Origin of the sequence: Zoogloea sp. (assembly GCF_041911615.1) — a bacterium.
Classification (GTDB): Bacteria; Pseudomonadota; Gammaproteobacteria; order Burkholderiales; family Rhodocyclaceae; genus Zoogloea.
Genome location: NZ_JAYROR010000107.1, coordinates 54,425 through 67,595 on the forward strand (window position 1 = coordinate 54,425; position 13,171 = coordinate 67,595).

14 protein-coding genes are annotated in these 13,171 nt (G+C 70.3%); 3 read left to right on the forward strand and 11 right to left on the reverse strand.

The window, feature by feature from the left end:
- The first annotated feature begins 18 nt into the window (after positions 1-18).
- Together ACE3P2_RS13945 and ACE3P2_RS13950 are read left to right on the forward strand one after the other, a co-directional pair.
- A complete protein-coding gene (locus ACE3P2_RS13945; RefSeq protein ID WP_374265461.1) occupies positions 19-522 on the forward strand; it encodes a flavodoxin family protein in 504 nt (167 codons plus the stop codon).
- A 125-nt stretch (positions 523-647) separates the two neighbouring features.
- Positions 648-2,348 (forward strand): cation:proton antiporter, encoded by a 1,701-nt coding sequence (locus ACE3P2_RS13950; protein ID WP_374265463.1) that lies wholly within the window; start codon positions 648-650, stop codon positions 2,346-2,348.
- Positions 2,349-2,367: 19 nt separating this feature from the next.
- On the opposite strand, the gene ACE3P2_RS13955 is transcribed toward ACE3P2_RS13950, so the two are convergent.
- From ACE3P2_RS13955 to ACE3P2_RS14000, 10 genes are all read right to left on the reverse strand, one after another.
- Complete coding sequence (locus tag ACE3P2_RS13955; RefSeq protein ID WP_374265466.1) at positions 2,368-2,850, reverse strand: cupin domain-containing protein; 483 nt, start codon at positions 2,848-2,850, stop codon at positions 2,368-2,370.
- A gap of 58 nt (positions 2,851-2,908) precedes the next feature.
- Entirely contained in the window at positions 2,909-3,703 is a 795-nt protein-coding gene (locus ACE3P2_RS13960; RefSeq protein WP_374265468.1) for an HD-GYP domain-containing protein, read from the reverse strand.
- Positions 3,703-4,230 (reverse strand): hypothetical protein, encoded by a 528-nt coding sequence (locus tag ACE3P2_RS13965; RefSeq protein WP_374265470.1) that lies wholly within the window; start codon positions 4,228-4,230, stop codon positions 3,703-3,705. Before ACE3P2_RS13965 ends, ACE3P2_RS13960 begins: the two co-directional genes overlap by 1 nt.
- 154 nt (positions 4,231-4,384) lie before the next feature.
- Positions 4,385-4,771: a c-type cytochrome gene (locus ACE3P2_RS13970; RefSeq protein WP_374265471.1), complete on the reverse strand. Its 387-nt coding sequence runs from the start codon at positions 4,769-4,771 to the stop codon at positions 4,385-4,387.
- A 13-nt stretch (positions 4,772-4,784) separates the two neighbouring features.
- Positions 4,785-6,155 carry a cytochrome C gene (locus tag ACE3P2_RS13975; RefSeq protein ID WP_374265473.1) on the reverse strand — a complete coding sequence of 457 codons (1,371 nt, stop codon included), beginning with the start codon at positions 6,153-6,155 and terminating at the stop codon, positions 4,785-4,787.
- A 46-nt stretch (positions 6,156-6,201) separates the two neighbouring features.
- A complete protein-coding gene (locus ACE3P2_RS13980; protein ID WP_374265475.1) occupies positions 6,202-6,771 on the reverse strand; it encodes a cytochrome b in 570 nt (189 codons plus the stop codon).
- 111 nt (positions 6,772-6,882) lie between these two features.
- On the reverse strand, positions 6,883-8,271 hold the full coding sequence (locus tag ACE3P2_RS13985) for a sensor histidine kinase (protein ID WP_374265477.1): 1,389 nt from the start codon (positions 8,269-8,271) through the stop codon (positions 6,883-6,885).
- Positions 8,255-8,941, reverse strand: coding sequence for a response regulator (locus tag ACE3P2_RS13990; protein WP_374265478.1), 687 nt, complete (start codon positions 8,939-8,941; stop codon positions 8,255-8,257). Before ACE3P2_RS13990 ends, ACE3P2_RS13985 begins: the two co-directional genes overlap by 17 nt.
- A 24-nt stretch (positions 8,942-8,965) precedes the next feature.
- A complete protein-coding gene (locus ACE3P2_RS13995; protein WP_374265480.1) occupies positions 8,966-9,394 on the reverse strand; it encodes an ion channel in 429 nt (142 codons plus the stop codon).
- Between the two features lie 115 nt (positions 9,395-9,509).
- The gene (locus ACE3P2_RS14000; protein ID WP_374265482.1) at positions 9,510-10,688 is read right to left on the reverse strand and encodes a methyltransferase; all 1,179 of its coding nucleotides are present in this window, start codon (positions 10,686-10,688) and stop codon (positions 9,510-9,512) included.
- 20 nt (positions 10,689-10,708) lie between these two features.
- Between ACE3P2_RS14000 and ACE3P2_RS14005 the strand changes: the two genes are divergently transcribed.
- Complete coding sequence (locus tag ACE3P2_RS14005) at positions 10,709-11,263, forward strand: DUF924 family protein (RefSeq protein WP_374265484.1); 555 nt, start codon at positions 10,709-10,711, stop codon at positions 11,261-11,263.
- A 27-nt stretch (positions 11,264-11,290) separates the two neighbouring features.
- Here ACE3P2_RS14005 and ACE3P2_RS14010 read toward each other — a convergent pair whose 3' ends face one another.
- The gene (locus ACE3P2_RS14010; RefSeq protein WP_374265486.1) at positions 11,291-12,724 is read right to left on the reverse strand and encodes an aldehyde dehydrogenase family protein; all 1,434 of its coding nucleotides are present in this window, start codon (positions 12,722-12,724) and stop codon (positions 11,291-11,293) included.
- Positions 12,725-13,171: the final 447 nt, after the last annotated feature.

A 13,171-nucleotide genomic window follows, 5' to 3' on the forward strand; every position in this document is an offset into this window, starting at 1 on the left:
CGTGCTAGGGTTGAAGCCATGAACCCGTCGCGCAAGACCCTTCTTCTCGTCTATCACTCGTGGACCGGCGCCACCGCGCAGATGATCCACGCCGTCGCCCGGGGCGCCGCCAGCGAACCGGAGGTGACGGTGCGCCTGCGCCACGCGCCGGACGCCGGCCCCGACGATCTCCTGGGCGCCGACGGCTATGTGTTCGCCACCCCCGAGAACCTGGCCGCCATCGCCGGACTGATGAAGGATTTCTTCGATCGCAGCTACTACGGCGCCCTCGACCAGATCAACGGCCGGCCCTACGCCGCGCTGGTCTGCGCCGGCAGCGACGGCAGTAACGCCGCCCGCCAGCTGGCGCGCATCGCGACCGGCTGGCGCCTGCGCGAGATCGCGCCGCCGCTGATCGTCTGCACCCACGCCCAGACGACGGAAGCGATCCTGGCGCCGAAGACGCTCCCCCCCGACGCCCTCGCCCGCGGCGAGGCGCTCGGAGCCGCCTTCGCCGCGGGCCTGGCGATGGGTGCGTTCTGAAGCGCCATTGGGCGCCAAACGGCCCCGACAAGACGCAATCTTCTGGAAATTCTCTGCAGATTCGGCGAACCACACCGCGCTCTCGCCGTCATACAAGCTGAACCCACCGCCAGAAAGCAATATCGATGCCCCATAACGTTTCCCTGATCGCCCTCATCGCCGCCGGCCTGGGCCTCGCCATGATCTTCGGCCTCATCGCCTCGCGCCTGCGGGTGCCCCCGCTGGTGGGCTACCTGCTCGCCGGGGTGATGATCGGCCCCGGCACGCCGGGCTTCGTCGCCGACGTGGCGCTGGCCGGCCAGCTCGCCGAAATCGGGGTGATGCTGCTGATGTTCGGGGTGGGCCTGCACTTCTCCCTCGACGATCTGCTCGCGGTGCGCAAGATCGCGGTGCCCGGCGCCGTGGTGCAGATCGGCGTGGCCACCGCGATGGGCGCCGGCGCGGCGGTGCTGTGGGGCTGGCCGGCGGGCGAGGCGGTGGTGTTCGGCCTGGCCCTGTCGGTGGCGAGCACGGTGGTGCTGCTGCGGGCCCTCGAGGCGCGGGGCATCCTCGAATCGACCAACGGGCGCATCGCGGTCGGGTGGCTGGTGGTCGAGGATCTGGCGATGGTGCTGGTCCTGGTCCTGTTGCCGGCGCTGGCGCCGCTGCTGGGCGCCAAGGACGTGGCACCCGCCGCCGACGCCCGCACCCTCGCCCTCACTATCGGTGTCACGCTGGCCAAGGTGTCGGCCTTCATCGCGCTGATGCTGGTGGTGGGCCGGCGCGCCTTTCCGCGCGTCTTGTGGCTGGTGGCCAAGAGCGGCTCGCGCGAGCTGTTCACCCTGTGCGTGGTGACGGCGGCGGTGGGCGTGGCTTACGCCTCGGCACTGCTGTTCGACGTGTCCTTCGCGCTGGGTGCCTTCTTCGCCGGGATGATGATGCGCGAATCGGAATTCAGCCACCGGGCGGCGGAGGATTCGCTGCCGCTGCGCGACGCCTTCTCGGTGCTGTTCTTCGTGTCGGTGGGCATGCTCTTCGACCCGACGGTGCTGATGGCCGCGCCTTTCAAGGTGCTGGTGGTGGTGGCGATCATCCTGGTGGGCAAGACGGTGGCGGCGATCGCCCTGGTGCTGGCCTTCCGCTACCCGCTCAACACCGCGCTCACCGTCGGCGCGAGCCTGGCGCAGATCGGCGAATTCTCGTTCATCCTGGCCGGACTGGGGGTGTCGCTGGGCCTGCTGACCAACGAGGGGCAGAACCTGATCCTCGCCGGCGCGCTGATCTCGATCGCCCTCAACGCGCTGCTGTTCGCCTGCATCGAGCCGGCCCAGGCGTGGGCGCGCGCCCGGTCGGCCTGGGCGCGCAAACTCGACCTGCGCGACGACCCCCTCGCCGCGCTACCCATGAGCACCGACCGCAAGCTGCTTTCGGGCCAGGTGGTGATCGTCGGCTACGGCCGCATCGGGCGCCACATCGCCGACGTGCTGGCGGAGCACCATATTCCCTGCGTGGTGGCCGACAGCAACCGCGAAGTGGTGGAGAGCCTGCGCCGCGACGGGAAGGCCGCGGTGAGCGGCGACGCCTCCGACCCCATCGTGCTGGTGCAGGCGCACATCACCCGCGCCGCGATGCTGGTGGTGACGACGCCCGACCCCATCGCCAGCCGCAAGATGGTGGACATCGCGCGCAAGCTCAATCCGCAGATCGAGACCGTGCTGCGCTCCGACAACGAGGACGGGGCCACCTTGCTGCGACGCGAGAAGCTCGGCGAGGTCTTCGTCGGCGAACAGGAACTGGCCCGCGGCATGGCGAGCTACGTGGCCGGGCGCGTGGCGGTGCAGGCCTGAGCGACGCGCGGGCGCCGGCTCAATACGGCGTGTCGTCCTTGCGGGTGAAGCGCCAGCGTCCATCGACGCGCGTGGCCTTCAGGTCGTCGTCCGGATAGCTCACGCTGTCGCCGGGTGTGCGGTCGCCCACCTCCAGGTAGCGCACCACCTGCGCGGTGTCGTTGCTGAGGGCGTGGGCGTCGCCGCTGCCGGCTCGAAACCCGGCGCACATGCCGGGCGCCAGCCGGGTGGCCCCTGCGTCGGTGTGGAGGGTCGGATGCCCCTCCACGACGTAGATGAACTCGTCCTGCCGGGTGTGGGCGTGACGCAGCGCCGATACCGCGCCGGGCGCCATGCTCACCAGATTGACGCCGAAGTTGGCGAGCCCGAACAGCTCGCCCAGCGGGCGCTTCTCGCGGCCCGCCATGCGGGTGGCGAAGGGTTCGGGGTAGTTCGAAGGGGTGGTGCGCGGCGGCGCGTCGGCCGCCACGATCGCCACCGGAACGCCAGGCTGTTGGGTCATGATCGCGGGCTCGCAAAATGCGCTGAGCCTCGAGTGTTGGCCGCGAGACCAGACGGCGTCAAGCCTGGGCGAGCTCGGACAACGGAGCCAGGGTTGGACAGGCGGCGACGCGGGCGCCGGGAACGTCGTCAAGCAACGCGGTCGCCACCGTCGCGTCGATGCGGCCGGCGGCGACCAGATCGCGCATGAAACGGCCGACCTCGTGGTCGCCCAGCCCCTGACGGTAGGGGCGCTGCTGCACCATGGCCTGGAAGATGTCGGCGACGCGCAGGATGTGCGCCTCGAAGGGCATCTCGTCGGCGGTAAGGTGGAAGGGATAGCCGCTGCCGTCGGGCTCTTCGTGGTGGTAGGCGGCCCAGCGGGCGATGGCCTCGAAGCCCCGGATGTTGCGCAGGATCTGGAAGGTCTCGTAGCTGTGGGTGTTGATGATCTTGCGCTCGCGGGTATCGAGCCGGCCGGGCTTGTCGAGGATTTCGTCGGGCACCCGCAGCTTGCCCAGATCGTGCAGCAGACCGGCGATCTCGAGGGCGTCGTGGCTCGCGGGCGGCACGTCCAGGCGTTCGGCGAGTAGGCGCGCCAGGCGCGACACGCCGAGGGAGTGCTCGGCGGTGAAGGGGCTCTTGGCGTCCACGATGCGCGCGAAGAGGGCCGCGAGCTGCTTCAATTCGGTCGGATCGGCGGGGGCGCCGCCCTGGGCCAGCAGGTCGCTCAGGCGGGCCTGGATGGCGCGGGGCTCGAGCATCAGCCAGAAGGCCTCGGCGCGCGACGCGTCGAGGAACAGCTCGACCAGCGCCGGCGAGAAATAGGTGCCGGCGTGCTCGGCGATGCGGGCGCGGATGTCATCGGCGAACATCAGCAGCGAGTTGTCGGCGTAATGGGGCGCGGCCAGGCTCCCCCGCTTCGCCAGCGAAGCCGAACGCCGTTCAGCAGCGAGTTGTCGGCGTAATGGGGCGCGGCCAGGGCATCGACGCGGTCCACCAGGTAGATCAGATTGGCGGTGCGCAGCACCGGGGCGTCGAGCCCGGCGTGGGGCAGTTGGTCCCAGCGGGTGTGGTGATAGCGCACCGGCAGCGCCATGCCCGCAAAGGGCGCGAAACCCTTGAGCAGCGCGTGGCCCACCTGACAATGAACCTGCGAGCCGTCCCAGTCGAACTGGGCGACGAGGTGGTGGTGGATGCGGGTGGACGACACCCCGATGTCGTGGAGCATACCCACGTCAAACAGGAAACCCACCTCCCCTTCGGCCAGGCCGAGCACGCGCCCGCACTCGGCGGCCATCAGGCCGACCCGCTTGCCGTGGGCGACGTCGTCGACGCCAACCAGATCGAGCGCTTCCGACAGGGCATAGATGACGTGGCGGAGATCGGCGGTGACGGTCATTTGGCTCACCTCGTGGCGAGGGTCGGGAGGACATTCCGGTTAACGTCCCCGGCCCCGGCGGACTGAAGCCCGCAGCGGGCGGCGTCGACGGCAAAAAAAACGGCGCCCCGCGAAGGGCGCCGCAAGATTGCGAACGAGAAACGGTGCGGCGCCGTCAGCGCAGGGTGGCGAGATAGGCCAGCAGATCGGCGCGCTCGGCGCCGCTGGCAAGGCCGTCGTACTTCATCTTGCCGCCCGGCACGAACTTCTTGGGCGCGGCCACGTAGGCGTCGATCTTGTCCGGCGTCCACAACACGCCGCTGGCCTTGAGGGCGTCGGAGTAGGTGGCGTCGGCCACCGTGGCGGCCTTGCGGCCGACCACCCCGAACATGCTCGGACCCTTCTTGTTCTTGCCCTCGCGCACGCTGTGGCATTCGGCGCACTCGGTGGCGAACACGTCCTTGCCCTTCTCCACGTCGCCGGCCGCGAGGGCCGGACGGACGAGACCGCCGGCCAGCACGGCCAGCACCACGGCGGGCAGACTGCGGAAGATGGCTTTCATGGTCATGCTCCGCTCAGAACGAGGTCCACGCGAAGAGGAACAGCGTGTTGTTGTCCTTCGCGTTGCGGCCGGTGCCGTCGTAGTCGTTCTTGGCGCCGTTGAACTTGGTGTACATCGTGTACTGGGCGCCCAGGCGCAGGTTGGCCCACGGCGCGCCGAACGAGGCTTCCTTGCCCCACGGGGTGTAGTCGGCCTGCAGGATGTAGCCCGCGCTGTTGGGCGAACCGGTGGACGAGAAGTCGTAGCGGGTTGCATCGGCGGTGCCGGTGGTCAGGAAGCGGCCGATGGTGGCGCCCCAGGTCTGGTCGTAGTGATACGAGGTGCTCAGCTTGAACTCGTTGAGGCGCGCCTTGCGGTTGTCGGCCTCGCCGGCATCGAACAGCTGGTTGAGGGTCTGACGCTCGCGGATGAAGCTGGTGTTCACCGTCGCCACGTGCTTGCGGGTACCGAGGAACTGGTACGACGCATCCACGCCCACGTCGTTGTAGCGGTTGCTGCCGGTTTCGCCGCGCGGGGTGATCGACGAGTTGAGGCCGAACACACCGACGTTGAAGGCCTGCTTCTTCAGATCCTGGAACAGCGCGAGGCGCCAGTAGGCGGAGCTGCTGCCGAGTTTGCCCGGATCGTCCGCGCGGCCCACGCCGAACTTGCTCTGCATGGTCGGCGAGAGGGTGCGGTAGGTGCCCAGCTCGGCATACACGAGGTTGTTCCAGAAGGCGTAGGCCGACAGGCCGGCAACGCGCTGCTCGAGGCCGCCGTTGATCATCGTGGCGGCGTCGCCGAGGCCGAAGGCCAGCGGCGAGGCGGTATACGGGAAGCCCCACACCGGCATGGTGTTGAAGGGGTCCTGCACGCCCGGGTTGTTGTTGAGCGACAGGCCGACGATGGTCTCCTTGCCGGCCAGGTCGAAGGTGTGGGCGGCGCGGATGTCCACCTGGTCGAGGGCGGTGCTCCGGCCGACGCCGTCGTAGGTGGCCTGGATGAAGGCGCCGATCTTGTCGGACAGGCGGCCGGCGAGGAACAGCGAGGCTTCGTCGAGGGCCAGGTTCTTGTTGACGCTGGCGGTGTCGGTGGGACGCTCGGCCTGATCCTTGCGGGTCTGGGTGTAGGAGCCGACGATCATCGCCGACAGGGGCACCTTGCCACCCTTGCCGTCGGTCTCGGTGTAACCGCCGAGCTTGAACTTGATGCCGTAGGGCGTGAGCTGCGGGCCGAAGGCGCCCACGTGGCAGGCTGCGCAGTCGGCGCCGGTCTGGCGGGCGAAACTGGGCACGGCATGGGCCGCGGGCGCCGCGGCGAGCAGGCCGAGCGCCGTCAGCAGGCCGGCGCCGGCATGGCGAAATGCGGACAGGCGGAAGCGCCGTCCGGTATCGAGCGGGTTCATGGTCATCCTCTTTTTTTGGGTGGCAAGAAAAAACGGGGGGCGGCGCTCAGGGCCGGCGGTCGAGCCAGGCCGGCAGCATGGCGCGCAGGACGCGGTCCTGCTTCACGAAGTGATGGAACAGCGCGGCCGCCGCGTGCACGCCGACGAGGCCGATCAACAGCCAGGCGGCGCCCTCGTGGTATTCGGCGAAGGCGTCGCCCAGGTCCTCGTCCTGCTCCACCAGCGGCGGCAGGGTGACGAGGCCGAAGAAGCTCACCGGCTTGCCGTTGGCGCTGGAGAGCGCCCAGCCGATCAGCGGCAGGGCGAACAGCAGGGCGTACAGCGCCAGGTGGGTGGCGCTCGCGGCCAGCCGGGCCAAGGGCGACATCTCGGCCGACGGCGGCAGCGGCCGGCGGGCCAGCCGCACGCCCAGCCGCAGCAGCGTCAGCAGCAGAATGCCGAGGCCGAGGCTGCGGTGCAGGTTGATGAGGGCGGTGCGCACCGCTTTCTCGTCGATGCCTTCGCGCACGAAGGCGATGCCGACCACCAGCGCGATCAGCGCGAGGGTGGCCCAGTGCAGGAAGATCAGCGCGGCGGGGCGGCGCACGCCGGCGGCAGGAATGGCTTGTCCGATCATGGTCTGGCTATCCGGGGCGGAAAACGTCCGGACCTTACCGCCGCCAAACCTTCAATTGCCTGACAATGCCGCCCCGCCGGACGGTGGACACATCCTGCAACCCGGCCGCGTTCAGGCCCGCGGCTGGGGCGGGAAGTCGATCCGGAAGCGGGCGCCCCGGCCGTCGGCCCCGTCGCCCACCACCACGCTGGCGGCATGGCGCTCGGCCACCTCGCGGACGATGGCGAGCCCCAGCCCGGTGCCCTCCACGCCGGCGCTGCCGATGCGATAGAAACGCTCGAAGATGCGCTCGCGCTCGTCCGGCGGAATCCCCGGGCCGTCGTCCTCCACCTCGACGAAGGCCTCGCCGGCCTCGCCGATGCCGCAGCGGGCGGTCACCCGCCCACTGGCCGGGGTATAGGCGATGGCGTTCTCGATGAGGTTGGCGACCATTTCGCGCAACATCCAGCGCGAGCCCTCCACCGTCACCGGCGCGGTCTCGAAGCCCAGGTCGATGCCCTTGGCCAGCGCCGCGTCGAGCAGGTCGGAGGCGGCATCTTCGAGCAGGCAGGCCAGATCCACCGGGCGGTGGTCGCTGATCATCGCCCCCTGCGACGACGAACGCGCCAGGGCCAGCATCTGGTGGGTGAAGTGGGCCAGCCGGCGGGTGGCGTCGCGCAGGCGCGCGATGCGCGGGCGGGCGTCCTCGGGCAGCGCCTCGACGGCCAGCTCGAGCTGGGTCTGCAGGCCCGCCAGCGGGGTGCGCAGCTGGTGGGCGGCGTTCGAGAGAAACGCCTGCTGGGCCCGTCCGGCGTTGTCCAGGTGGGCCATCAGGCGATTGATGGCGCGCACCAGCGGACCAGCCTCGCCGGGCACCTCGTGCTCCGGCAGCGGACTGAAATCACCCGGCCCGCGCCGCCCGATGCGTTCGCCCAGGGCGTCCAGCGGCTTGAGCGCGAAACGCACGCCGAAGTACACCAGCAGCAGCGCCACGACGATCAGCAGCAGGTTGGGCCACAGGATCGCGAAGAAGATCTGGCGCGCCGCGCGCGTACGCTTGACGGTGGTCTCGGCGACGATCACCGTGGCCGCCATGGCCGGGCTCTCGTAGCGGAAACTGGCCACCCGGCGCAGCACCCCGCCCAGCACCGCGTCGTCGAGCACGGTGCGGTTGGCCACCTCGGGGCGCGGCAGGGCAAGCAGCTCGGCGTCGCCCGCCACCACCTTGCCGTGGTCGTCGAAGACCACGTACTGCACCTTGTCGTCGGTGTCCGAGCGCAGGATCTCGTCGGCCGCCGGCGGCACGTCCACCTCCACGTCGAGGTCGTCGTCGTCCCGTTCGAGGCGGGTCACCAGCGACACCACGGTGCTGGTCAGCGCGTTGTCGTAGGCCTCGCTGGCGATGCCCACCGCCGACCGATAGTCCACCACCATGCTGATGCCCATCACCACCAGCAGCGGCCACGAGATGAAAGTCAGCAGGCGCCGGCGCAGGGTGCGGGCTTCAGGTCGCCGGCCCATCGCCGCCCTCCTCCTCGATGCGATAGCCGATGCCGCGCACGGTGCGGATGCCCACGCCGCGGCCGGCGAGCTTGGCACGCAAGCGCGACACGTAGATCTCGACCGCGTTGGGGGTGATCTCCTTGTCCCACTGGCTCAGGCTGTCGGCCAGCTTCTGCTTGGGGACGACCCGCGGCACCGCCAGGGCGAGCTGTTCGAGCACGTTCCACTCGCGCCCGGTGAGCTCCAGCGCCTCGTCGCCGATGCGGGCGCTATGGCGCTGCACGTCGAGGGCCAGCGGCCCGACCGTCAGCACCAGGCTCGCCGCCGCCCGGCTGCGGCGGATCAGCGCGCGCACCCGGGCCAGCAGCTCGGGCAGCAGGAAGGGCTTGAGCAGGTAATCGTCGCCGCCCACGTCGAGGCCGACGATGCGGTCGTCCAGCCCGTCGCGGGCGGTGAGGATCAGGATTGGCGTCAGCACGCCCCGGTGGCGCACCCGGCGGATCAGCTCCAGCCCGTCCATGCCCGGCAGGCCGATGTCGACGATCGCCAGATCGTAGGCCGTCAGACCCAGCGCGCCCTCGGCCGGCTCGGCGGCCCCCACGTGATCGACCTTGAAGCCTTCCCGCTCCAGCCCCTCGACCAAGCCCACGGCCAGGGTCAGATCGTCTTCCACCACCAATATGCGCATCGCGCCGCGCCTCCCCTTCGTGCGTCAGTGTTCGCCGTTCCAGAACCGCTCCATGGCGATGTAGGCGTAGGACGCCGACCAGCCGATCAGCAGCAGGCCGTTGAGCGCCTCGGCCCCCGCCACCAGGCGCAGGTCGCCGCCGGGCACCACGTCGCCGTAGCCCAGCGAGGTGTACGTCTCGGCCGAAAAATACAGCGACACGTCGAAACCGAAACGCGCCGAATCGCCCAGCGTGCCCAGCCCGGCGAAGCGCACCAGGCAGTAGATCGCCAGCGCGTAGAGGGCGATCTCGACCACGTGGGCGAGAAAGGCGGTGATGATGACCACGATCAGCTTCGCGCGCGGGCGGATCTGCACCTGCGGCAGCGCCAGTGACAGGCCGCGCAGCACCTCGTAGTGGATCAAAGTCGTCAGGACCAGGAGTCCCAGGCAGGTCAGGATGATGAGCAGCATTCTGGATGGACGGCCAGCCGCGCCGGCGGCGTGTGAGGCGGGGCAAGGCCCCCGCGTGCGGGAATTCTGTCACGCCGGCGGCGGATCGGGCGCAAGGAAATGTTGGCCGCGGCCCTCAGTCGGCCCGGTGGGCGAGAATCATCAGGTTGCGCGGGGTCAGGGTGCGGTCGCAGAAGGTCCCCACCCGGGCCGCGAAGCCGGCCTCCTCGAAGCCGCGCACCGCGTCGAGCACCAGCCACATCTCCAGCGCCCGCCGGAAACCGTGGCGCACCAGCTCGAAGCGGCGCACCTCGGCCCGCCGCGCGACGCCCACCGCTTCCCAGTAGGCCCAGTCCACATGCGCCGGCAGCGACACGCCCTGGCGCCGCGCCACTGCCCGCCCGTAGGCGTCGAACGGGCCGCCCAGCAGCGTCGCCGGCATCGGCGGAAAAGGCCGCACGGCCTCGCCCTCGAGGGCATTGCGCAGCGCGATGAAGCCGAGCTTCCAGGCCTGGTCGCGGGCCAGCCGCTGGCGCAGGCGCTGCGGCGCGGTGACGGTCTCGGTCACCGCCAGGCGCAGGGCGCGGCCGTCGAGGGGCAGCCGGGCCTCGCGGCTCACCGGCCGGTAGCCATCCGCGGCGCCGCGGTAGTAGCACCACGGGGCGATGCGGTAGCCGTGGGCGCCGTCCTCGGCGGCGTGACGCGCCAGGGTGCGATGCAGCTCGCCGCAGGCGTGCAGCGCCAGCACCTCGCGGCCGCGCAGGTGGGCCCGGGCGGCGGGCGCCAGGGCGTCGCCGCAGATCACCGCCTGGTCGACCCGGGCCCGCCGCGCCAGATGCTCGGCATCGGCGCACAGGGCCGGCTCGATCTCCAGCGAACTCACCGCCTGCCCATCCGACAGGGCCAGCCGCCGCCCCAGGTGGCCCTTGCCGGCGCACCATTCGAGCAGCGGCGCGGCGGCGGCCGGGCCGTGGGCGGCAAAGGCCTCGATCTGCGCACGCTTGCGGCCCGGAATGTGCCAGTCGAAATGCGGGCCCGACGGCGCCAGGGCGCGCTCGGGCAGCGCCGTCACGTCGCACAGCGGCCCCAGCGCCGCCATCACCGGCAGGAAGCCCGCCAGCCACGCGCGGCTCGCCGCCGGATCGGCGACGAAATGTTCGACACGCTCGTCGTCGAGCGCCCGCGCCGCCTCGGCGAGCGCCGGCCAACGCTCGCACCAGGCAGGCTCGCGCTCGTAGAATGGCGAAGGCCGCCAGAGGGTCTGGTGGGCCTGCAGGATGTCCTGCAATTCAAGAAACTGGGCGCGGTGGTTCATGCGTCGGAAAGGATGGCTCCATGCTTGCGTCACCCATCGCGCCGGATGCGGTGCTGGAATTCTGGTTCGAGGAGAGCACGCCACGGCAGTGGTTCGCGGTCTCGGAAGACTTCGATCGCCGCATCGGCGAACGCTTCGGCGCGCTGCACGCAGCGGCCGCTCGGGGCGAACTGGCAGGCTGGCGCGACAGCGCCGCCGGGCGACTGGCCGAAATCATCGTGCTCGACCAATTTTCGCGCAACCTCCATCGCGGTCGGCCTGACGCCTTCGCCAGCGACGGCATGGCGCTGGTGCTGGCCCAGGTCGCCATTGCCGCCGGCGCCGACCGGCAGCTCGAACCGCCCCGCCGCGCCTTCCTGTACATGCCCTTCATGCACAGCGAGTCGGCGCTGATCCACGCCGAGGCGGTCGCGCTGTTCAGCCAGCCCGGGCTGGAGAACAACCTGGATTTCGAGCTGCGCCACAAGGCCATCATCGACCGCTTCGGCCGCTACCCCCACCGCAACGCCGTGCTCGGCCGCCCGTCGACGGCCGAGGAGCTCGCCTTCCTGCAGACGCCCGGCTCGTCGTTCTGACCGGCCGGGCCGCAGGCGGCGGCTTGTTCAATCCTCGGCGCCGTAGCCGAGGATCGCTTTGGTCTCGAGGAACTCCTCGATGCCCCAGGCGCCCCACTCCCGGCCCAGGCCCGACTGCTTGTAGCCGCCGAAGGGCGCCAGGGTGTCCACCGGCGCGCCGTTCAGGTGCACGTTGCCGGTGCGCAGCCGGCGCGCCACGCGACGGGCCCGCTCGAGATCGGCCGACGACACGTAACCCGACAGACCGTAAGGCGTGTCGTTGGCGATGCGGATCGCGTCCTCCTCGTCCCGGTACGGCAGGATCGACAGCACCGGGCCAAAAATCTCCTCACGGGCGATGGTCATCTCCGGCGTCACCCGGCTGAAGATCGTCGGGCGGGCGAAGAAGCCCTGCGCGATGCCCGCCGGCCGGCCCGGCCCGCCGGCCACCAGTTTGGCGCCCTCGGCGATGCCCGACTCGATGAACTGCTGCACGCGGGCGAACTGGGCGCCGTTGGCGAGCGGCCCCATGGTCGTCGCATCGCTCAGCGGATCGCCCACCACCGCCCGTTCGAGCACCGCCGCCGCCAGCGCCTCCACCTCGTCGAGGCGATCCGCCGGCACCAGCATCCGCGACGGCGCGTTGCAGTTCTGGCCGCTGTTGGTGAGCAGCGTGAGCACGCCCTGCTTCACCGCCTTCGCAAAATCCGCGTCGTCGAGCAGGATGTTGGCGGACTTGCCGCCCAGCTCCAGCGCCACCTTCTTGACCGTGTCGGCGGCGGTCTTCATGACCAACTTGCCGGCCCGGGTCGAGCCGGTGAAGGACACCATGTCCACGTCCGGATGCGCCGCCAGCGGCCCGCCGACGCCTTCGCCGTCGCCGTTGACGAGGTTGAACACCCCCGCCGGCACTCCGGCGTCGTCGAGGATCTCGGCCAGCACCACCGCCGACAGGGGCGCCAGCTCGCTGGGCTTGAGCACCATCGTGCAGCCCGCCGCCAGCGCCGGGGCGATCTTGCAGGCCATCTGGTTGGCCGGCCAGTTCCACGGGGTGATGAGCGCGCAGACGCCGATCGGCTCGCGCAGGATGCGCGTCGCCCCCTGCCGCTTCTCGAACTCGAAATCCTTCAGCGCCGCCGCCGCGGCCTTGAAATGGCCCAGCCCCGACGCCGCCTGGGCACCGCCCGCCAGCATCTTGAGCGGCGCGCCCATCTCGGCGGTGATCGCCTTCGCCATGTCGTCGAAGCGCTTCTTGTAGGCGGCACCGATGCGCGCCAGCAGATCGAGGCGCGCGTCGCGGCTGCTCGCCGCGAAAGCCGGAAACGCCGCCTTCGCCGCCGCCACCGCCCGCACCACGTCGTCCGCCCCGCCCATCGCGATGGACGCCACGGGCGCCTCGGTGGCCGGGTTGATCACGTCCCGCCGCGCCGCCGAAGCCGGCTCGACCCACTGGCCGTCGATGTAAAACTGGTGCTGATGCATGGCGTCCCTCCGTATGCTTGTTCTGGAGGGCGATACCTTAGCGGGGAGTCCCAACACAGGGAAGAGCCACTGGTTTTCTGTAGGTGCGAACTCGTTCGCACACCGCGCCTTGAAACACGGCCACCGCACCACTCCACCTCCGCGGGCGAATTGAATTCGCCCCCACAGAAAAACCGGAGCCGCGATACCCCTGTGGGTGCGAATTCATTCGCACAACGCCCGTTGAAACACGGCCATCGCACCATTCCACCGCCGCGGGCGAATTGAATTCACCCCCACAGAAAAACCGGAGCCGCGATACCCCTGTGGGTGCGAATTCATTCGCACAACGCCCGTTGAAACACGGCCATCGCGCCATTCCACCTCCGCGGGCGAATTGAATTCGCCCCCACAGAAAAACCGGAGCCGCGATACCCCTGTGGGTGCGAATTCATTCGCACAACGCCC

Bases quoted from the DNA above. Each gene is read 5' to 3' on its own strand.
- ACE3P2_RS13945 (WP_374265461.1), top strand. From the start codon at position 19: ATGAACCCGTCGCGCAAGACCCTTCTTCTCGTCTATCACTCGTGGACC.
- ACE3P2_RS13950 (WP_374265463.1), top strand. From the start codon at position 648: ATGCCCCATAACGTTTCCCTGATCGCCCTCATCGCCGCCGGCCTGGGC.
- ACE3P2_RS13955 (WP_374265466.1), bottom strand. From the start codon at position 2,850: ATGACCCAACAGCCTGGCGTTCCGGTGGCGATCGTGGCGGCCGACGCG.
- ACE3P2_RS13960 (WP_374265468.1), bottom strand. From the start codon at position 3,703: ATGTTCGCCGATGACATCCGCGCCCGCATCGCCGAGCACGCCGGCACC.
- ACE3P2_RS13965 (WP_374265470.1), bottom strand. From the start codon at position 4,230: ATGACCGTCACCGCCGATCTCCGCCACGTCATCTATGCCCTGTCGGAA.
- ACE3P2_RS13970 (WP_374265471.1), bottom strand. From the start codon at position 4,771: ATGAAAGCCATCTTCCGCAGTCTGCCCGCCGTGGTGCTGGCCGTGCTG.
- ACE3P2_RS13975 (WP_374265473.1), bottom strand. From the start codon at position 6,155: ATGAACCCGCTCGATACCGGACGGCGCTTCCGCCTGTCCGCATTTCGC.
- ACE3P2_RS13980 (WP_374265475.1), bottom strand. From the start codon at position 6,771: ATGATCGGACAAGCCATTCCTGCCGCCGGCGTGCGCCGCCCCGCCGCG.
- ACE3P2_RS13985 (WP_374265477.1), bottom strand. From the start codon at position 8,271: ATGGGCCGGCGACCTGAAGCCCGCACCCTGCGCCGGCGCCTGCTGACT.
- ACE3P2_RS13990 (WP_374265478.1), bottom strand. From the start codon at position 8,941: ATGCGCATATTGGTGGTGGAAGACGATCTGACCCTGGCCGTGGGCTTG.
- ACE3P2_RS13995 (WP_374265480.1), bottom strand. From the start codon at position 9,394: ATGCTGCTCATCATCCTGACCTGCCTGGGACTCCTGGTCCTGACGACT.
- ACE3P2_RS14000 (WP_374265482.1), bottom strand. From the start codon at position 10,688: ATGAACCACCGCGCCCAGTTTCTTGAATTGCAGGACATCCTGCAGGCC.
- ACE3P2_RS14005 (WP_374265484.1), top strand. From the start codon at position 10,709: ATGCTTGCGTCACCCATCGCGCCGGATGCGGTGCTGGAATTCTGGTTC.
- ACE3P2_RS14010 (WP_374265486.1), bottom strand. From the start codon at position 12,724: ATGCATCAGCACCAGTTTTACATCGACGGCCAGTGGGTCGAGCCGGCT.